18 protein-coding genes are annotated in these 19,106 nt (G+C 73.3%); 8 read left to right on the top strand and 10 right to left on the bottom strand.

What is annotated here, in order from left to right; all coding sequences use genetic code 11:
- Positions 1–12: 12 nt before the first annotated feature.
- Together ADL05_RS12430 and ADL05_RS12425 are read left to right on the top strand one after the other, a co-directional pair.
- Positions 13–780: an SGNH/GDSL hydrolase family protein gene (locus tag ADL05_RS12430; protein WP_156365824.1), complete on the top strand. Its 768-nt coding sequence runs from the start codon at positions 13–15 to the stop codon at positions 778–780.
- A 181-nt stretch (positions 781–961) separates the two neighbouring features.
- Positions 962–3,292 (top strand): excinuclease ABC subunit UvrA, encoded by a 2,331-nt coding sequence (locus tag ADL05_RS12425; protein WP_053617084.1) that lies wholly within the window; start codon positions 962–964, stop codon positions 3,290–3,292.
- Positions 3,293–3,385: 93 nt separating this feature from the next.
- Here the strand turns inward: ADL05_RS12425 and ADL05_RS12420 are convergent, their stop codons facing one another.
- Entirely contained in the window at positions 3,386–4,693 is a 1,308-nt protein-coding gene (locus ADL05_RS12420; protein ID WP_231640717.1) for a DUF4041 domain-containing protein, read from the bottom strand.
- A gap of 622 nt (positions 4,694–5,315) precedes the next feature.
- Between ADL05_RS12420 and ADL05_RS12415 the strand changes: the two genes are divergently transcribed.
- Together ADL05_RS12415 and ADL05_RS30515 are read left to right on the top strand one after the other, a co-directional pair.
- Positions 5,316–5,990: a pentapeptide repeat-containing protein gene (locus ADL05_RS12415; RefSeq protein WP_053617083.1), complete on the top strand. Its 675-nt coding sequence runs from the start codon at positions 5,316–5,318 to the stop codon at positions 5,988–5,990.
- 202 nt (positions 5,991–6,192) lie between these two features.
- On the top strand, positions 6,193–6,363 hold the full coding sequence (locus ADL05_RS30515) for a hypothetical protein (protein WP_156365823.1): 171 nt from the start codon (positions 6,193–6,195) through the stop codon (positions 6,361–6,363).
- Positions 6,364–6,517: 154 nt separating this feature from the next.
- Here ADL05_RS30515 and ADL05_RS12410 read toward each other — a convergent pair whose 3' ends face one another.
- From ADL05_RS12410 to ADL05_RS12400, 3 genes are all read right to left on the bottom strand, one after another.
- On the bottom strand, positions 6,518–6,871 hold the full coding sequence (locus tag ADL05_RS12410) for a hypothetical protein (protein ID WP_053617082.1): 354 nt from the start codon (positions 6,869–6,871) through the stop codon (positions 6,518–6,520).
- A 149-nt stretch (positions 6,872–7,020) separates the two neighbouring features.
- The gene (locus ADL05_RS12405; RefSeq protein WP_053617081.1) at positions 7,021–7,527 is read right to left on the bottom strand and encodes a hypothetical protein; all 507 of its coding nucleotides are present in this window, start codon (positions 7,525–7,527) and stop codon (positions 7,021–7,023) included.
- A gap of 278 nt (positions 7,528–7,805) precedes the next feature.
- Positions 7,806–8,879: an alkene reductase gene (locus ADL05_RS12400; protein ID WP_053617080.1), complete on the bottom strand. Its 1,074-nt coding sequence runs from the start codon at positions 8,877–8,879 to the stop codon at positions 7,806–7,808.
- A 127-nt stretch (positions 8,880–9,006) separates the two neighbouring features.
- On the opposite strand from ADL05_RS12400, the gene ADL05_RS12395 reads away from it, so the two are divergent.
- Positions 9,007–9,384, top strand: a complete 378-nt coding sequence (locus ADL05_RS12395) for a MerR family transcriptional regulator (RefSeq protein WP_053617079.1) — start codon at positions 9,007–9,009, stop codon at positions 9,382–9,384.
- Between the two features lie 76 nt (positions 9,385–9,460).
- Here the strand turns inward: ADL05_RS12395 and ADL05_RS12390 are convergent, their stop codons facing one another.
- The 4 genes from ADL05_RS12390 to ADL05_RS12375 all read right to left on the bottom strand — a co-directional run bounded on the left by ADL05_RS12390 (position 9,461) and on the right by ADL05_RS12375 (position 11,888).
- Positions 9,461–9,823 carry a hypothetical protein gene (locus ADL05_RS12390; RefSeq protein WP_053617078.1) on the bottom strand — a complete coding sequence of 121 codons (363 nt, stop codon included), beginning with the start codon at positions 9,821–9,823 and terminating at the stop codon, positions 9,461–9,463.
- Positions 9,824–9,936: 113 nt separating this feature from the next.
- Positions 9,937–10,581: a vitamin K epoxide reductase family protein gene (locus ADL05_RS12385; RefSeq protein ID WP_053617077.1), complete on the bottom strand. Its 645-nt coding sequence runs from the start codon at positions 10,579–10,581 to the stop codon at positions 9,937–9,939.
- Positions 10,578–11,282: a thioredoxin domain-containing protein gene (locus tag ADL05_RS12380; protein WP_053617076.1), complete on the bottom strand. Its 705-nt coding sequence runs from the start codon at positions 11,280–11,282 to the stop codon at positions 10,578–10,580. The genes ADL05_RS12385 and ADL05_RS12380 overlap by 4 nt, the downstream gene beginning before the upstream one ends.
- A gap of 132 nt (positions 11,283–11,414) precedes the next feature.
- Positions 11,415–11,888 carry a hypothetical protein gene (locus ADL05_RS12375; protein WP_053617075.1) on the bottom strand — a complete coding sequence of 158 codons (474 nt, stop codon included), beginning with the start codon at positions 11,886–11,888 and terminating at the stop codon, positions 11,415–11,417.
- Positions 11,889–12,088: 200 nt separating this feature from the next.
- Between ADL05_RS12375 and ADL05_RS12370 the strand changes: the two genes are divergently transcribed.
- Both ADL05_RS12370 and ADL05_RS12365 read left to right on the top strand, forming a co-directional pair.
- Positions 12,089–12,511 carry a hypothetical protein gene (locus ADL05_RS12370; protein ID WP_156365822.1) on the top strand — a complete coding sequence of 141 codons (423 nt, stop codon included), beginning with the start codon at positions 12,089–12,091 and terminating at the stop codon, positions 12,509–12,511.
- A gap of 333 nt (positions 12,512–12,844) precedes the next feature.
- Complete coding sequence (locus ADL05_RS12365; protein ID WP_053617073.1) at positions 12,845–14,122, top strand: Ig-like domain-containing protein; 1,278 nt, start codon at positions 12,845–12,847, stop codon at positions 14,120–14,122.
- Between the two features lie 67 nt (positions 14,123–14,189).
- Here the strand turns inward: ADL05_RS12365 and ADL05_RS12360 are convergent, their stop codons facing one another.
- On the bottom strand, positions 14,190–15,293 hold the full coding sequence (locus ADL05_RS12360) for a trans-acting enoyl reductase family protein (RefSeq protein WP_053617072.1): 1,104 nt from the start codon (positions 15,291–15,293) through the stop codon (positions 14,190–14,192).
- 173 nt (positions 15,294–15,466) lie between these two features.
- Complete coding sequence (locus ADL05_RS12355) at positions 15,467–16,138, bottom strand: triacylglycerol lipase (protein ID WP_053617071.1); 672 nt, start codon at positions 16,136–16,138, stop codon at positions 15,467–15,469.
- 114 nt (positions 16,139–16,252) lie between these two features.
- On the opposite strand from ADL05_RS12355, the gene ADL05_RS12350 reads away from it, so the two are divergent.
- Positions 16,253–19,039 carry an AAA family ATPase gene (locus ADL05_RS12350; protein ID WP_053617070.1) on the top strand — a complete coding sequence of 929 codons (2,787 nt, stop codon included), beginning with the start codon at positions 16,253–16,255 and terminating at the stop codon, positions 19,037–19,039.
- Positions 19,040–19,106: the final 67 nt, after the last annotated feature.

The raw sequence follows: 19,106 nt of genomic DNA, 5'->3' as shown, positions 1-19,106 counted from the left end.
AGCGTGGACGCCATGAACAACGCACTGCGCACTCTCACCGCCGTCGGCCCCCTGGTCCTGCTGACCGCCGCCTGTTCTGGCACGCCCGCGGACACCTCCGACCCCGCCGAGCCGACCGCCCCCACCACTTCGACCGCACCGATCTCCTCCGTCCTCCTCGTCGGCGACTCCATCGCGGTGGGCCAGTCCCTGCCGCTGGCGGCCGCGTTCGAGCAGAGCACGGTCGCCTTCGAGTCGATCGCCGCGGAGGGGGGCGGCAACGTCGTCGGACCGTTCTCCGAGGAGCAGTGGGAGACTCTTCCCGACCAGATCGAGTCCGCCTCCCCCGACGTGGTGCTCTACCAGATCACCACCTACGACTGGGGCACGCGCGCGGAGCAGGAGGAGGGCTACGAGCGGCTCGTGGACACCGTGGCGGACGTGGGCGCCGAGCTGGTCGTCCTCACGGCGCCGCCGATCGTCCCCGACGACTTCTACGAGCCGCACATGGACGACCTCGAACGCGCGCCCGAGGTCGCCCGCGACGTCGCCCAGGAATCCGGGGACCGCGCCACGGTGCTCGACGCGTCCGACGTGTGGGGCGGGGAGTACGCCCAGGAGCGGGAGGGCATGGCCGACCGCCACCCCGACGGCATCCACACCTGCCCCCAGGGGGCGGCGCGGTTCACCCGCTGGCTGCTCGACGAACTGGCCGAGCTCCACCCCGGCTTCACCCCGCCCGCGCCCGAGACGTGGGCGGAGGGGGACTGGGCCGCCGACGAGCACTTCTCCGCCTGCTGAGCGACGGCGGTCGCGGGCCCGTGGAGGGGTTCCGGGTGACGGGGTTCCGGAGCGCGTGGGCCCGGGGCGCGGGTCCCCGCTTCCGGCCGTGGTGTGCCGTGCGCGGGTGTGGGCCGTGGTGTGCCGCACACGGACCGCCCCTGGGTCCGTTCCGGGGCCGTCACCGGGTCATGCTGGTCCTATGGACCACCACGACGACCGCATCCGGGTGCGCGGCGCCCGCATCCACAACCTCCGGAACGTGGACACCGAGCTGCCACGCGACGCACTGGTCGCCTTCACAGGGGTCTCCGGGTCCGGGAAGTCCTCCCTGGCCTTCGGGACCCTGTACGCCGAGTCCCAGCACCGGTACCTGGAGTCGGTGGCACCGTACGCGCGGCGCCTGCTCCAGCAGCTTCCGGCCCCGGACGTGGACGACGTCACCGGGATGCCGCCGGCCGTGGCCCTCGCCCAGCCCCGCACCGCGCCCTCGGTGCGTTCCACCGTGGGCACGCTCACCACGCTCTCCAACACGCTGCGCATGCTCTTCTCCCGGGCGGGCACCTATCCGCCCGGGGCGGAGCACCTGGACTCCGACTCCTTCTCCCCCAACACCGTGGCCGGTGCCTGCCCCGTCTGCCACGGGGAGGGGGTCGAACACGAGGTCACCGAGGAGTCGCTGGTGCCCGACCCGGGGCTGAGCATCGCCGAGGGGGCCGTCGCCTCCTGGCCCGGGGCCTGGCAGGGCAAGAACCTGCGCGACATCCTCGACACCCTCGGCCACGACATCCGCCGGCCCTGGCGGGACCTGCCCCAGGCCGAGCGCGACTGGATCCTGTTCACCGAGGAGCAGCCGGTGGTGACGGTCCACCCGGTCCGCGAGGCGGGCCGGGTCCACCGCCCCTACCAGGGAAAGTACAGCAGCGCCCGCAGGCTCGTCCTCAAGGCCTACGCGTCCTCCGCCAGCGAGGCGCGGCGGCGCAGGGCGGCCGCGTTCATGGTCGACCGGACCTGCCACGAGTGCGGCGGCCGGCGGCTGCGGCAGGAGGCGCTGCGGGTCACCTTCGCCAGGCACACCATCGCGGAACTGGCGGCGCTGCCCCTGACCGAACTCGTCGCCCTGCTGCGCCCCTGGCGGGAGGACACGGGGGCGGCGGGCGCGCTGGTCGGCGAGATCACGGCGCGGGTCGAGGTCCTGGCGGAGCTCGGTCTGGGCTACCTGAGCGTGTCCCGACCGGCACCGACCCTGTCCACCGGGGAGTTCCAGCGGATCCGGCTGGCCACCCAGCTGGGCACGGGGCTCTTCGGGGTGGTCTACGTCCTGGACGAGCCCTCCGCGGGCCTGCACCCGGCCGACTGCGAGGCACTGGCCGGGATCCTCCGGCGCCTGCGCGACGGGGGCAACACGGTGTGCTTCGTCGAGCACGACCTGGACCTGGTGCGCGGCGCGGACTGGATCGTCGACGTCGGACCGGAGGCGGGCGAGCACGGCGGGCGCGTGCTGTACAGCGGCCCGGTGCCCGGCCTGCGCGAGGTCCCGGAGTCGGTGACCCGCCGCTACCTGTTCCACGACGGCCTCCCCGAGCGCGGCGCCCACTCCCCCAGCGGGCGCCTGGAGCTGCGCGGCGCCACCCGCAACAACCTGCGCGGCCTGGACATCGACCTCCCCCTCGGCGTGTTCACCACCGTCACCGGGGTGTCGGGGTCGGGCAAGTCCTCCCTCCTGGCGGAGATCGCGGACCGGGCCGCGGACCGCGGCCGGGTGGTGTGGGTCAGCCAGCAGCCCATCGGGCGGACCCCGCGCTCCAACCTGGCGACCTACACCGGGCTCTTCGACACGGTGCGCAAGCTCTTCGCGGCGACCGAGGAGGCGCGCTCGCTCGGCTACGGGCCCGGACGGTTCTCCTTCAACGTCGTGGGCGGCCGATGCCCGACCTGCGAGGGCGAGGGTTTCGTGTCGGTGGAGCTGCTGTTCCTGCCCACCACCTACGCCCCCTGTCCCGCCTGCGGCGGCTCGCGGTACACGGACGACACCCTGCGGGTGCGGTACCGGGGGCGCACGGTCGCGGACGTCCTGGCGATGTCGGTCGAGGAGGCGGCGGGATTCTTCACCGAGGAGCCGTCCGTGCGGCGCTCGCTGGAGACCCTCGTCGGCGTGGGACTGGGCTACCTGCGCCTGGGCCAGCCCGCCACGGAGCTGTCCGGCGGCGAGGCCCAGCGGATCAAACTCGCCACCGAACTCCAGCGCCGGCGGGTCGCCGACACGGTCTACCTGCTCGACGAGCCCACCACCGGCCTGCACCCGCATGACACCGACGTGCTCCTGAACCGGTTGCGCGACCTCGTCGGCGCGGGCGCCACCGTGGTGGCGGCCGAGCACGACATGCGTGTGGTGGCCACCGCCGACCACGTCGTCGACCTGGGCCCGGGCGGTGGTTCGGACGGCGGCCGGATCGTCGCGCGGGGCACGCCCGCCCAGGTCGCGGCGGCACCGGGCAGCCGGACCGGCGCCTACCTGAAGGGGCTGCTGTGAGCCGCGCATCGGAGCGCCCGCCGTTCGTGACACCCGCCCAAGCGTCCGCGCCCGGCGGGCGGACCGGGCTCTCGTGCTCTTGCCGCCGAAGAGTCAGTTCTCGTTCTGGCTGGCCCGCCATTCCAGTGCCTCGGGCATCTCGCGGTACTCCAGCAGGTGTTGGCCGGAGATCCGGGCGAGGAGGTCGCGCACGTCGGCCGGACTGGCGTGGAAGAACTCCCGTCGCAGATTGATCCGGTTGACCCGACGCTTCTCCAATTCGCTGTGGAGACGTGACTCCAGCCCCACGGCGTCCTCACTGAAGATGAGGGCGTGCACGTCGAAACGGAAGGGAACGGAGGCATCACCCAGTTCGCGTACGCGATCCATGGGATCCAACCGCCGCGTCATGCCGATCTTCACCATGTCCTCGCCGAAGGCGCCGATATTGGAGATCACGTAGACGTACCCGGCGCGGATCTTGGCCTCGCGGTCGTTGACGCCCTTGATCGCCTCCTCGGCCTCGGCGATCTTCTCGCGCATCTGGGCGGCTCCGGCCTCGTCACCCCTGGCTTCGAGTTTGGCCAGCGCGGACCTGTAGTGGGACTGCTCCTTGAGCAACCGCGCCTTCTCCCGCTCGAACTCGCGCTGGGCCTTCTCCTCCTCCCTCTGGCGCTCCCGCTCCTCGCGGACGCGCTCCTTCTCCTCCTCCACCTTGGCCAGGTGGTCCGCCGTCAGCTGCAGTTCGTACAACCGCTGGTGGTGGTAGGCGTCCCCGATGCGGATGTGCATCGTCTTTCCCAGCCTCGCGATGGTCTCGCGGGTCTTTCCGAGTCGGTCCGTGGCCGAGGCGAGCTTGTAGGGCTTCATCGAGCGGACCAGGCTGTCGGCCTCGGCGTTGTAGGCACGCAGCATGAGCTTGGAGAAGTCTCGGACCATCGCGCGTCCCTGCGCCAGCGAACCGTTGACCTGCCAGTCGGTCGCTGCGAGGACGGCGTTGTCGTTGCGCACCATCCCCTTCAGGGTGTCCTTCAACGTCTTCAGCTGGGCTTTGTAGGCGACCGCGTCGGCCAACGGGTGCTGGTACTCATAGACGCCTGCTTCCTGCAGAAGCGCTGTCTCCTCCGTCTCCACGATCCCGGCTCGGGCCCGGACCGCTTCCGACCGCACGCGTTCCAGTTCGATTTCGGCGCGGCTGATCTCCGACCGCCACCGGACGTGCGTCTCCTGTGCCCTCTGCTCCTCCTGGGTCTGCCGCTCCCGCAGGGTCTCGGTCGCGGTCGCGATCTCCAGGGCTTCCATCCCCTGCAGGCGCGCCACCCACTCGCGCAGACGCGCGTTCTCCGACTCCAGTTCCTCCATGCGCTTCTTCTTGCCGAACAGGCCCGACCCGGATGTCGCCGGGACCGGAGCGGGCGGCAATCCCGCGGACCCTGGAGGCTCGGTCGCGGCATGGGACGGCGCGGGCTCCGGCACGGGTTGGACCGGTATCCAGAACTGCCAGCCGGGTGGGGCCGGCGGCCAGGACGGATCCGGAGTCCATCCTGGTGGAGGTGTCCACCCCGCGGGGGCGGCAGGCCAGTTCGACGGAGGATGAAAACGGTATCCGGGGGCAGAAGTCATGGCCGCTTTTCAGATCAACGCACAGAAAGTGCGTATTGTCGCTTATGACTGAAATGGAGGAGTGGCGTTCGTCTCTGGAATTGTGACGTGAGCACAGAGAAAACGGATGACGTCCCACAATAACGTGATGAGAGCTTAACCCCCTCGGTGGCGGAGAAGGCGGCGAAGAGCGGGCCGCGGGGCCGGAGAAGCGTCGCCACGCCTGGGGCCGCCTTTCGGGGGCGGCCCGTGGTCGGCTCGCCGCACGGGCACGCCCGGGCGAGCACGCCTGGACGCGCCCAGACGGGTGGACCGGTCAGGACGTCCACGGGCGCGGTGGTAGGTTCCACTGGCCAGGAGACCGTGGTGCCGTCAGGTCCGAATCCGCCTCGCGCCCGTGTCCACCCGCGGCCCCTCGCGGGCCGCTTCCGGAAAGGATCCCGTGACCGGTCGCGCCAGGCCCACCGCCGTCCCCACCGCCGTCTCCGACCTGCCCTATGCCGATGACCTGCGCCCCTTCGACCAGGGGGACCTGCACGACGACCCCCACGAGGCCGTGCACTTCGACGGCGAGACGTTCGAGGGGGCCAACCTCACCGGCGCCCGGTTCATCGAGAGCGCCTTCACCGGCACGCGGTGGGACGGCGGTGTTCTGCGCCGGTGCAGGTTCACCGACGTGTGGCTGCACACGGTGCGCATGGCGGGCACCGACATCGCCGAATGCACCTGGCTCGACAGCTCCGTCGTGGCGAGCATGTTCGCCGGGACCGCGTCCTTCGACTGCGAGATCCAACGCGTGGTGTTCTCCTCGTGCAAGCTCAGCGGGGTCAACTTCCGGGCCTCGCGCATGGTCGACGTGGTCTTCGAGGACTGCGTGCTCACCGACGTGGACTTCGGCGGGGCCGCCCTCACACGCGTCACCTTCCCCGGCTCCAGCCTCCGCGGCCTGCACCTGGCCAAGGCGAAGCTGAACGAGGTCGACCTGCGCGGGGCGACCGAACTCGACCTGGTCTCGGGATTCGAGTCGCTGGGCGGAGCGGTCATCGGGCAGGCCCAACTGCTCGCCATAGCCCCCGCGCTCGCCGCCAACACGGGCATCACCGTCCGGGACGAGTGAGGACGACCACCCGGCGCGGGCGGAAGGACCTTCGGCGCGACCGGAGCGCGGAACCGGGTTCCACCGCACATTCGCCCCACCCCAGAAAATAACTCTCCGGAATCGCGTCATCGCTGTACGGAGTCACCGTCTCTCCACTGAACGGGGGCCGCGTGTCCGGCCTTCCGCCACTCACTGGTTCCGACCTGGAGGAGAGCTGCTCATGAGCCCGCGCCGTCGTGTACACCCGGCCGATGACCCGATTCCGGACGACCTCACACCGGAGGAGCGCAAGGCCGTGGCCGCGCAGGGGGAACGGCTGGGCCGACAGGAGATGGACGGGGTGCCGCCGCTGTTCGATGAGGACGACAACCGGCACGCCTTCGGCTCCTGACGTCCACGGCAGCCCCCGGGCGGGGTCCGTCGGCCCGGTGGCGCCGTACGCGCGGCCGGAACCGGCAGCCCCCGCCTGGGCGAGGAATCCGCCCCGCCGCCGGGCGCTCTCGGCCCCCGCCCGTCCCGTGTACGGGCGGCTCGGAGCCACCGCGTCAGGGCAGCAGGTCGTCCAGGGCCTGGGGCCAGGAGGTGAAGCGGACCGCCCTGTCGTCGAGGTAGGCGACGGCGGGCAGTTTGCGGTTGGTCACCAGCAGGACGCCGCGCTCGTTCCAGAACCTGCCCTCGTAGCCGGTGCGACAGGTGAAGCCCTGGCCGGTCAGCCAGGCGGCGACCGCGTCCACGTCGCGGCTCGTGTGGACGAACACGGCGTACTCGTCCATGAGGGCGCGCAGTCCCTCGATGGCACCGGGCATGGGGACGTCGTAGACCGTGCCGTCGTGCCAGCCCTTGGAGTAGGCGTGGATGACGCCGTCGAAGTCGACGGCGAGGGTGTTGGGTCGCGCCACGGCGTCCTCCGACGAGTAGGGGCGGACCTACCGGAGGCCCGGCTCGGCGCGCCCGCCTCCTGGGTGCGGTTCGTGTTCCTGACGCGCAGCGTACTGAAGCGCGGCCTCCGGAGGCCACGTCCGGCGCGCTCGGTCCCCGCGCGCTCGGTTCAGGGCCGCTCCGCCGAGCCCTGGGGCCGGTCCGCCCGGGCGCCCTCGTGGTGGTGTTCCTCCTTGCCGACGACCCTGTCGTGGAAGGTGCCGCCGGAGAAGTCGACGTGGTCGCCGCCGTACCCGTTGACCCCGCCCTGGATACGGCCCGCCTGGATGGCGATCCCCGAGACCCCGCCCTCGATGCGGTTGGACACGCCCTGCTGTGGACGGGCGCCGTCCAGTTCCCACAGGAGCGCGCGGAGCCGGTCGGCCGCCTCGGGGTCGGCCGCCAGCAGGCGGCGCAGTTTGGGCTTCCACTCCCCGGCCGCCTCGTCGGCCAGACGCGGCTGGGCGACCACCTCGTCGCGGGAGCGTTCCAGCTCGGCCGCCACCACGTGACCGGACCGACCGAACAGGGCCGCGAACCCGTCGAGCGCCACCCGCCAGACCGGGGTGTCGTCGGAGGCCATCGAGCGGACCAGGGTGGTGGTGGCCTGCTCCACCAGCGGGGAGGTCTCATCCATCGCGCCTGCACTGCTCCTCACACGACCGGGGGCGTGCGTCCCGTGGGGGCCGCACCTGGGTAAGACAGGCTAGCCGCTGCCCCCGTCCACCACGCGGGATCACGGTGAAAACCCCGCCCGCGACGGCCGTGGGCCCACGATCACGTGGCCGCGGTCCTGCTGCGGTCCTGACGCGGCCCCGCCGTGGGACGGTCCCGGCGGGGCCGCGCGCGGTTACGCGACCCCTCCGGAACCGGTTCGCTCACGTGCCTCGACGCGAAGGGCGCCCGGCCAGAGCGCTACGCACTGTGCTGGTAGGCGGAGTAGGTCAGGTAGCCCCGGTCGCCGCCCTGGTAGTACACGGCCTCGTCCACCGGGGCGATCGGCAGTCCTGCGCGCAGCCGCTCGACCAGGTCGGGGTTGGAGATGAAGGAGCGGCCGAAACTGATCAGGTCGGCGCCCTGCCCGAGCCAGTGGTCGGCGTCGTCCCGGCCGGCCTGCTTCGGGCCCATGGGGACCGTGGGATTCATGATGAGCGTGCCCGGCCAGACCCGGCGCAGCTCCAGGAGCAGGTCCTCGTCGGTGGTGGCTTCGAGGTGGACGTAGGCCAGGCCGATCCGGGCCAGCTCGGTGAGCAGCGCGGTGTACAGCTCGCGGACCTCGGTCTCTCGGACCCCCCAGAACTCCCCGCCCGGGGACAGGCGGATGCCCGTCCGGTCCGTGCCGACGGCGTCGACGGTGGCCGCAGCGGCCTCGACGGCGAAGCGGATCCTGTTGGCCACCGGGCCACCGTAGGAGTCCGTGCGCAGGTTGGCGTTGGAGGAGAGGAACTGGGAGATCATGTAGCCGTTGGCACCGTGCAGCTCCACTCCGTCGAATCCGGCGGCGGCGGCGCGGCGCGCGGCTCGGGCGTAGGACTCGGCGTGCTCGGGCACCTCGGCCTCCTCCAGCGCGCGCGGCGTCGGGGCGGGCTGGGGTCCGCTCGGGGTGAACACGTCTCCGTCGGCGGGCACGGCCGACGGGCCGACCGGCTGGAGACCGGTGGTGTCGGAGTGGGAGACCCGGCCGCCGTGCATGATCTGGGCGAAGATCCGTCCGCCGTTGGCGTGCACCGCGTCGGTCACCGGTGTCCAGGAGGCGACCTGCTCGTCGGTGTACAGCCCCGGTGTGCCCGGGTTGGACTGGCCCACCAGGCTCGGTTGCACCCCCTCGGACACGATCAGGCCCGCGGTCGCGCGCTGGGCGTAGTACGTCGCCATGGACGGGGTCGCCAGCCCGCCCGCGGCGGCGCGCACACGGGTCATCGGTGCCATGACCACCCGGTTGGGCAGGGTCAGGTTCCCGAGCTGGAAACGCTCGAACAAGCTCGTCACGTCAGGTCTCCTCCGTGGAAGGTGCGCCCGGTCCGGGCACGTCGGCTACGCTAAAACCTGACATTGGTGTGAGGGGCAAGCGGTGTGACGCAGGTCATCACCGCGGCCCGGGTCGGAGGGGGAAGCCGTGCGCATCGGAGAGCTCGCGACGCGGACGGGGGTGAGTGTCCGCTCCCTGCGCTACTACGAGGAGCAGGGCCTGCTCACCAGCACCCGCAGCCCCAGTGGGCAGCGGCACTTCACCGACGCCGATGTCGAGCGCGTCGCCTTCGTCCAGCGGTTGTACGCCGCGGGGTTGTCCAGCCGCACGATCACCGAGCTGCTGCCCTGCGTCGACGCACCGAGCGAGCACAACTCCGAGGCGGCGATGGAGCGCATGGAACAGGAGCGCGACCGGCTCACCGGACACATCGCCGAGCTGGTGCGCACGCGGGACGCGCTCGACGGCCTGATGGCCACGGCCCGGGCCTATCAGGAGTCCCTGCGCTCCGACGCCTCCGCCTGACGGCACCCGGGAGGGGCCCGGCGGAGCCATCGACGCGGTCGTCGCGGTGAGCGGGGCCGCTCACCGGCGACCCGCGTCACCCGGGGGCGTCCGGCCGGTCGCGGTGGTATTCGACCTTCTTGCCGGTCACCGGACCGTGGAAGGTACCGCCGGAGAAGTCGATGTGCTCCCGCACGGGGCCCGTCCCTCCCCCGGCCGCGGGGGTGGTCGCCCCGCCACCGTGGGCGGGGGTGGCGCGGTCGTCGGCGGCGGGTGGGTGGCGCACCGCCCACACCGTGACCGCCCCGGTGGCCACCGCTACGGCCAGGGAGGCGATCCCGGCCAGTTGGTTGAGTTCGTCGAGCCCCAGGTCCAGATCCGGCAGGAGCCGGGGCAGCGTCCAGGCCACCGCCAGCACGACCGTCACCGAACCCAGGATCCATGTCCACAGCCATCGCATGATGGCATTGTCCACCGTCCGGGCCGCCCCCGACAGGGGTGCGCCGCCCCCGCCCGGGGCCCACAAGCCGTCGGGCGGAGGTGGCGGCGCCGGTGCGGCCGGTGTCCGCGGCGCTACAGCAGGGCGGCCCAGGAGGCCCAGAACGCCTGGCCGACCAGGCCGATGACCACCAGTGCCCACACGGTGAGCACGACGGTGTGGTTGCGGGCCAGGACGTCCGTCGGACGCCGCAGCCGGGCGGCGACGGGCAGGTGCGCCGAGCGCAGGTTGTGCAGGGTGACGTACCAGAAGAGGGGGATCGTCACCGCCCACACGACCAGGCAGTACGGGCACAGCGCACCGATGCGGTACAGGCTCTGGAAGATCAGCCAGTGCACGAAGACCGCCCCGAACAGCACGCCCGCCTGGAGTCCGAGCCAGAACCAGCGCCGCAACCGCGCGCCCGCCAGGAGCGCGGCGCCGACCGTGGTGACCACGGCGAAGCACGCGACGCCGACGACCGGATTGGGGATCCCGAAGGCCTCGGCCTGCGGTGTGGCCATGACGGTGCCGCAGGAGAGCAACGGGTTGATGCTGCACGCGGGCACGTGTCCGGGGTCTGCCAGCACCCTGATCCGCTCCACCAGCAGGGCCGCCGCGGAGAGGAGACCGATGGCCCCGCCCGCGGTGAGCAGCCACGGCAGCGCCCGGCTGATGACGGCGACATCGGCTCCCGGAGGCGGGGCCCCGGCGTCGCCCGCGGTGGCGCGGGCGCTCATTCCGCCAGCTCCGCGTCGATCATGGACGCGAGTACCTCGTAGTCGGGCATGCTCGGGGCGAGGTGCCCGTTGACGAAGATCGTCGGGGTGCCCTGGACGCCGAGGGCGACGCCGTCCTCGAAGTCGGACGCCACCCGCTCCCGGGTCTCGGCGGACTCCATGGTCCGGACGAACTCGCCGGTGTCCAGGTCCAGGTCCTCGGCGAAGCCCACGAACACCTCGGCCCGCGACTCGCGGGACTCGCCCCACTCGGCCTGGGTCTCGTACATCCGGACGTACATCTCCTCCAGCGCGCCCTGCTGGGCGGCGGCCTCCACCGCCGCGGCCGCAGGCTCGGAGTTGGTGTGTCCGGGCAGGGGGAAGTAGCGGACGACCATGTTGATCCGGCCGTCGTAGTCCTCGCGGATCCGCTCCATGACGGGGAACTGGGCGCGGCAGGCCTCGCACTCGAAGTCGAGGAACTCCACGACCGTCACCGGGGACTCCTCGACACGGTCGAGGTAGCGGCTGTTCTCGCGGACGAGCAGTTCCGCGGGTGCGGTCGGCGGGGCGGGCGCGGCCGTGGGGTCCTGGCCGGCGGGCGCGGTGGGGGCGGACGGGGAGCCGGTGGCTCCGTCGCGGCCGTCGAGGGCCATGAGGAGTCCGGCTCCGATGACGGCGACCATGATCAGGCCGAGGGTGATACCGAGGTTCTTGCTCATGAGGACGTCCTGGGTTGGGGAGAGCGCGGTGCGGCGCTCGACAACGGTCAAGGAGGGGTGGCCTCGCCCGGTGGGCGGGCAGGGGGCCGCGCGTCCCGGCACGGGGTGCGGGGCGCGGCGGATGACCGTGTTCTAGACCCGTTGGACGCAGAGCAGTGTCAGCAGCCCGCTCCCGTGCGGGGCCGCTGGTGCGGACCGGTGGGGGCGGGGCGCCGGGCCGGGCCGTGGCGCCGACAGCAGCGCGAGGACGAGGACGGCCCCGAGCGCGAGGAAGAGGAACAGGGGCGGAGCGGTGGGCAGTCCGTGTCCCTCGGTCGCCTCGCACGCGTGCGTGAGGCCCTGCACGGGTGCGTCGGAGGGAACCGGCGCGGCCTCCTCCGCCGGGCAGTCGGCCGCCGACGCGGACGGGGCGACGGCAGCGGCGGCACCGGTGGAGACACCAGCCGCGGCACTGGTCGCGGCAGAGGTCGCCGTAGGGGGCGCGGTAGGGGTCGCGGCCTGTGGCGCGGCGCTGTGGCACAGGGCGCACAGGAAGCACAGGACCACCAGGAAGATCAGCGGCACCGCGATGGTGCGCTGACTCCGTGTGTGGGTGTGCCCGTCCATGCAAGGAACTGTAGCGGTGGCCTCGCGCGGCGCGGATCGGGTGGTGCACGAGCGCGACGACGCCGTTCGTGACCAACGCCGCACGCCCGCCCCGGCCCGCGCCGATCCGCCAGGAGGCGCGGGGATCTGCGGCGCGGTCGTCCTTCGACCCGACCACGGAGCGGACGGCGTCGCCGGACCCGTTGGGTAGGGTTCGTGCCGTGTCGGCGATGATCTGGAACCGGTGGTGGAGCCCCTGGGCAGGGGCCCTGCTGTTGTCGCTGCTGTTCGTCGCCCACCTCTTCTGCGCCGCCTGGGCCGTGGACGCCGCCTCGGCACCTCCGCGCGACGGGACGGCCGTCGGGGCCGGATCGGAGCCGGCCGGACTCAGCTCCGCCGCCGATCACGCTGACCGCACCGACAGCACCGACGAAGAGCACCATCTGTGCCCCTCGGACGTGAGCACGGGCGCCGACCAGCGCGGTTCCGGCCTCGCGGGAGCCGTGCTGACGGGTCTCGGCACCGGCACGGCCCTGCTGCGGACGCCTGTCGCCCGCGCGGTCCCGTGGCGGCCCTCGGCGACCGCGGCCGTTCCCTGGAGCGGGACGCGCCTGCTCATCTCCCTCTGCGTCCAGCGGGTCTGATCCGCCGACGCAGGCCGGTCCGGACCGGCCTGCGGTACACCGGGCACCGCCCCACCGCAGGGACGGCCTCCCGGCCGACCATCCGCCGGGCGTCGCCGCACCGCGGGGACGGCCTCCCGTTCGGCCAGGTGCCGGTCTCCGGATCTCCGGGCGCCGGACGCGGAGCCCTCGCGGCTCCCCGGCAGCGCCCGGCGCCTCCCGCCCCCACGACTTCGTCCGCCGTACCACCCGAACGGCACCACACCACCGCATTCCCCGCTATCCCGACTTCGTCCCGGGTATCACCGTGCTCCCGGAACAGAGGTCCCCGAACCGCAGACGGAGCATCCGATCATGCACACCACCCCTCCCGACCCGAAGAGACGCGTCGTCCTCGGCCTCCTCGCCTTCGGCCTGCTGGGCGCGACCTCGTGTTCGACGCCCCCGGCCGACCCCCCGGTGGAGAGCGAGGAACCCCGGGAGACCCCCGAGCCCGTCACCGTCCGCGTCACCCCGGAGGACGGCGCGTCCGACGTCCGCCCCGACCTGCCCGTCGTCGTCGAGGCCGAAGGGGGCACCCTCACCGAGGTGCGGGTCTCGACGGCGGGGTTCGAGGGCACCGGCGCCGACGAGATGACCGGGTCCCTCAACGAGGACGAGACCGAGTGGACCAGCGACTGGACACTGGTTCCCGGCGCCGACATCACGGTCACCGCCGCCGCCGAGTCCGACGATGGAGAGCGCACCGAGGTCACCCACGAGTTCTCGACCCTCGCCGCGACCCCGGGGCGGCGCCTGGAGCTGAAGTCGAACTTCCCGATCAGCGGCCAGACCGTCGGCGTGGGCATGCCCGTCATCGTCGAATTCGACCTGCCCGTACAGAACAAGGCAAGTGTGGAGTCGGCGTTGGAGGTGCTCTCCGACAAGCCGGTGCGGGGTGCCTGGAACTGGTTCGGCGACCGGACCGCGGTCTTCCGCCCGCAGGAGTACTGGGAGCCCGACCAGGACGTCAGCGTCAACCTGCGCCTGGCCGGCGTCCAGGCGAGTGACGGTGTCTACGGCATCGAGAACCACCGGCTCGACTTCACGGTCGGGCGGTCCCAGACCAGCACCATCGACAGCGACACCAAGCGCATGACCGTCGAGCGCGGCGGGGAGCAGGTCCAGGACTTCCCCACCAGCATCGGGCGGGCCGACGTCGAGCGCTACACCACCACCAGCGGCGTCCACCTCACCATGGAGAAGTACGAGAACCTGGTGATGGACTCCTCCACCGTCGGCGTCCCGGTCGACAGCCCGGAGGGCTACGAGATCGAGGTCCAGTACGCCGTCCGCTTCTCCGACAGCGGCGAGTTCACGCACGCCGCGCCGTGGAACGACCAGCTCGGCGAGGCCAACCTCAGCCACGGGTGCCCCAACCTGGCCACCGCGGACGCCCGGTGGTTCTACGAGAACTCGCTCATGGGCGATCCGCTGATCGTCACCGGGACCGACCGCGAACTCGACGTCGACAACGGTTGGGGCTACTGGCAGCGGTCCTGGGACGCGTGGCTGGCGGAGAGCGCCACCGGCGTCGCCGACGACACCGGCGAGCCCGGCACCCCGGGCTCCCCGCACGGAGAGTCCGACTAGCGAGCCAGGGACCGGCCGGGCCTCCGCCCCGGTCCGGACTCCGACCGCTGCGGCCCGGCCCTGCGGATCAGACCGGGCCGAGGCCGATCTCGGCGCAGGCGTCACGGAACGTGTCGAGGCCGAAGGCGTCGACGGGCCCGACGACCCCCGGTGTGGCGGTGTGGGTGGTGAGGCGCTGGGCGGCCCACGCCATGAGTTCGCCGGTGAGGGTGTACGGGTTGGGGCCCTCGACGTGGACTTCGGCGAGCGGCCTGCGGCCCGGGGCCCCGGTCGAGGCGACGGCGACGACGTGGCTGCGGGTCCGTGCGCGTGCGGTGGCGTCGGGTCCGCCGGGCGGGCCGCCGGAGAGCGGGCGGGTGAGCAGTGCGGTCAGCCCGCGGCCCCCGGGCAGCCGGGTCACGGCGCCGACGGCGGCCGACACCAGGGAGATCGGGCGGCTGAGCGCGGAGAACCAGCCGTTGTAGACGGTGATGTCGCTCAGCGCGGGGCAGGTGTCGGGCAGGAAGAGCACTTCGGTGCCGGAGACCAGGAAGGCGGACCGGCGACGGCCGCCGACGCTGAAGCCCCGGACGCGGGAGGCGGTGCGTTCCTCGACCAGCCGGTGGCGGTGCCGACGCGCGGACGGCAGGGTCAGGCCGTCGCGCATGGTGGCGCGGGTGCCCTGGCTCGTTCCGTTCCGGAGCGGGCCGGTGGCGAAGTAGCCGATGTCGAGAGCGCGGGCGGACTCGCCCGCTTCGAGGGCGGCGAGGGTTCCGGCGAGGACGCCGGGGACGTAGTCGTACCCGAAGGCGGGGAGCATCACCGACCCGGTCTCGCGGGCGCGCTGGTGGTGCCGGTCGCGCAGGGCGCGGACGAAGCCGACCTCACCGGTGGAGTCGACGTAGTGGGCGCCGATGTCGGCGGCGGCCCGCGCGACGTGGTGCCCGAGGCGCTCGAAGGGCCCGACAGTGGTGGCCAGGACGTCGCCGGGGCGCAGGTGCGCGCGCAAGGCTTCGGGACCGGCGGCGTCGACGACCGCGTGGTCGAGTCCGCCGGATCGGTCGGCGAGAGCGGCCACGGCGGCGGCGTCGCGTCCGGCCACGGTCGGTCGCACGCCGCGTCGCAGGAGGGCGTCGAGGACGAGGCCGCCCGTGTAGCCTGTGGCGCCGAGCAGGAGGATGCGGCCGGTCATGGGTTCGGTTCTCCTTCGTGGCCGCGCACGGGGGTGGCGGCGGGGGCGTCGGACCGTTCGGCGGCCTCCGGTGCGGCCGGCCCGCCATCGTAGGCCATGGCGCCCCGGGGAGGACTCCGGTGGGAGGGCCCCGGCGGTGGTACCGCCGGGGCCGCCGCCGCGACAGCCGCACGTCAGCCGAGTGTGCTGCGCACTCCGTCGATGACCTCGGAGTTCCACATCATGGAGATGTGCTCGACGCATCCGGTGCGGATGTTGTTCGCACCGTCCAGGGACGTGCTGTCGTACGGCGAGATGATGAGGTCGCAGGGCGAACGGAAGGTCGTGTACTCCACCGGGCCCGGCGTCGGGTCGCCGCTGTTGAGCTCGGCCAGGAAGTGCGAGCCGTGCCGCATCTCCGCGCACGGCGTGATGAGCGACGTGCACAGGTTCGCGACGTCGGTGCCGTTGTTGGGGCCGCCGATCGAGATCCACTGGTCGACCGTCCGGTCGCCGCCCATGTGCTTGATGTACCAGCGCGTGGACAGGCCGCCCATGGAGTGGGAGACCAGGTGGACCCGGTCGGCGCCGTGCTGGTCGCGGACGCCGTCGGCGTACGTGGACAGCCGGTCGGCGATGGTGCGGTTCGAGCGCAGCCAGTCGTAGGAGAACACGTGCAGCCGGTCCTCGGGGTAGCCCGACTCGGCCAGGCTCGCCCGCATGGTCGACCACTGTCCGCCCTTGCCGGCGAATCCGTGGACGAAGATGATCGGAGCGGGCTGGGAGGCGGCGGCCGGTACGGCCGTGGCCAGGGACAGGGACGCGGCGAGCGCGAGACCGCACAGGAGCGCGAACGAACGTTTCATGGTGACTCCGCAGGGGGTGGGGGAGCTCGAGTGTGTGCCCGGCGTCACACGGAGCGCATCGGCTGAATCGCCGGTCCCTTTACAGCTCTTTAACTCGCGGGTAACTTCTTTTCCGTGATCCGCGTGCCCCCGCCCACACGCGTCGCCCCCCTGTACGGGCGTGACCAGGAACTCGCCGCCACCCGCCACCTGCTGCGGGCCGCCCGCTCCGGCCGGAGCCGCATCCTGCTGGTCCGCGGCGCCCGCGGCTCGGGCAGGTCCGCGCTGCTCGCCCACACCCGCGCGCAGGCCCCCGACTTCACCGTGCTGGCCGCCCACGCCGCCCCCGAGGAGCGCCAGCTGGCCTTCGCCGGCCTGCACCAGCTCCTGCGCCCGGCCATGCCCTACCTGCCACGCCTCCCGGCCGCCCAACGCGACGCCCTCCACCGGTCACTGGAGTGCGGCCGCGCGGAACGGCCCTTCCTGCTGTCGGTGGCGGCCCTGGGACTCATCACCGAGATCGCCGCGGAGCACCCCGTGCTCATCTGCGTGGACGACGTCCACCTCATGGACGCGCCCTCCCGGGAGGTCCTCGCCTTCGCCGGACGGCGGCTCGCCGACGAGGGCGTGGCCGCCCTCCTGTCCGCCGAGGCGGGCGCCTACGAGGCGCCCGGCGGCGTCCCCGTCCTGGACCTGGAACCCCTGGACCGGGAGGGCACGGAACGGCTCCTCGACGCGGCGGCCGAGCCGGTTCCCCTGGCCAAGTCCGTCCGCGCCCAACTCGCCGTCCTGGCGCGGGGCAACCCCCGCGCCGCGCTCGAACTCCTGGCCGCGGCCGGTCCCGACGAGCGTTCGGGCGCGACCGACCTGGGCCGCCCGCCCCGCTCACGCGGCGCCCTCACCGACGCCTACGCCGCTTCGGCCCGTGGTCTGCCCGCCCCGGTCCGCCACCGGCTCCTGCTGCTGGCGGCCGCCCCCGCGACGCCCGCCCCGGTCCCGGCCGCGCGTTCCGGCTCCCCGCGGGAGGAGGGCGGTCCGCCCCCGTGGTGGGCGTCGGCCGCGGAGGCCGGGCTGGTCCGGCAGGACGCCGGGCGCGCCGTACTGGCCCATCCCCTGGTCGGCCCCGCCCTGTACCACGGCCTGCCCGCGGCGGAACGGCACGCCGCCCACCTGGCGCTGGCCCGGCGCTCCCCCGCCGACGCCGCCTGGCACCGCGCCGCCGCCCGCACCGCCCCGGACGAGTCCACCGCGGCGGACCTGTGCGCAGCCGCCCGGGAACGGATGGGACGGCGGGGGCACGCGCCCGCCTCGGTCCTGTTCGAGCGCGCCGCCGAGCTGTCGCCGGCCGCCGCCGCCCGCGCCATGCGCCTGGCCGAGTCGGCGCGCGCGGCCTGGCTGTCGGGCGACCACCCCCGCACCCTGCGGCTCCTGGACCGCGTCGGCGACGAACTCCCCGCCCTGGGCGAGGCCGCCGGACCCGTACGCGACCACGTGGAGCTCGTGCGCGCCGACATGGACCTGCGCTCGGGGGTGGCCATCGACGCCTTCCAGCGCCTGCGGACCTTCGCCGACCACGTGCCCCGCCGCGACAGCGCCCTGGCGCTGCGCGCGCTCCACCAGGCGGGCGAGGCCTGCTGCCTGTCCGGCGACCACACCCGCTACTTCGCCACCGCCGCGCGGGCGCTCGCCCTCCACGGGAGCGGCCGCCGGCCCCAGGACCGCCTCGTCCTCGACTACATGTCGGGCAAGGCCGCCCTCTTCCAGGGCCGGCACACCGAGGGCGTGACCGCCCTGCGCCGCGTGATGGCGGCGGCCGACCGCACCGAGGACCCCCAGCACCTCCTCCTGGGCGGCATCGCCGGGCTCCTGTGCGGCGACAACCTGGGGGCGTCCGCCCTCGCGGGGCGGGCGGCCGACCACGCACGGCGCTCCGGGGCGGACTCCCTCGTCCCACGGGCCCTGGAGTTCCGCACCTACGCCGAACTCTGGCTCGGCCGCCTCTCCCTCGCCCAGGCCTGCGCCGCCGAGGGTCTGCGGCTCGCCGAGGCCACCGGGCAGGACAACTGCGCCGGGCACCACCGCGCCGGGCTCGCCCTGCTGGCCGCGATCCACGGCGAGGAGGACGCCTGCCGGAACCGGGCGCGGGCGGCGCTGGCCCTGGCGGACTCCCACGACCTCGGCCTCCCCGCGGGACTCGCCTCCTGGGCCCTGGCCCTTCTCGACCTGGGCCTGGGCCGGGTGGACGAGGCCGCCTCGCGGCTGTCCTCCCTCCACCGCGCCGGGCCCGGCCGCGGCCACACGGCCGTGCACCTGCTGAGCACACCGCACCTGGTCGAGGCGACGATGCGCGGAGCCGCGACCGCACCCGGCCCCGAGCGGACCGAGGCCGTGCACTCGGCCGTCACCACGTTCGAGCGCTGGGCCGAGGCCACCGGCGCGTCCTCCGCCCGCGCGCTGGCGCTGCGCTGCCGGGCCCTGCTCGCTTCGGGGCGGGAGAGCACGGACCTGTTCGGCCGGGCGGTCGACCTGCACGCGTCGGGCTACTGCGACCTCGAACTGGCGCGGACACAGCTGTTGTTCGGCTCCCAGCTGCGGCGCGAACGCCACCCGGCCAGGGCGCGCGAGCACCTGACCGCGGCCCTGGAGTCCTTCGAGCTGCTGGGCGCGCGGCCGTGGGCCGACCAGGCGCGCGCCGAACTGCGCGCCACCCGCGGCAGGCCCGCCCGGCGGGAGCGCGATCCCGTCCGGCAGCTGAGCCCGCAGCAGCTGCAGATCGCCCGCCACGTCGCGACGGGATCGACCAACCGGGAGGTGGCGGCGCTGCTGTTCCTGAGCCCGCGCACGGTCGACCACCACCTGCGCAACATCTACGCCAAACTCGGCATCCGGTCGCGGGTGGAACTCGCCCGTATCGTCGGCTGAGCCGATCCTTCGACGCCACGTGAACGACGAAGGAGCCCAGGGGAAGAACGCGCCGCACCAGGTTCGA

Origin of the sequence: Nocardiopsis sp. NRRL B-16309, from assembly GCF_001279585.1 — a bacterium.
GTDB lineage: Bacteria > Actinomycetota > Actinomycetes > Streptosporangiales > Streptosporangiaceae > Nocardiopsis.
The sequence above is the reverse complement of the archived record's forward strand: the minus strand, read 5'-3'. Positions and strand labels throughout refer to the sequence as shown.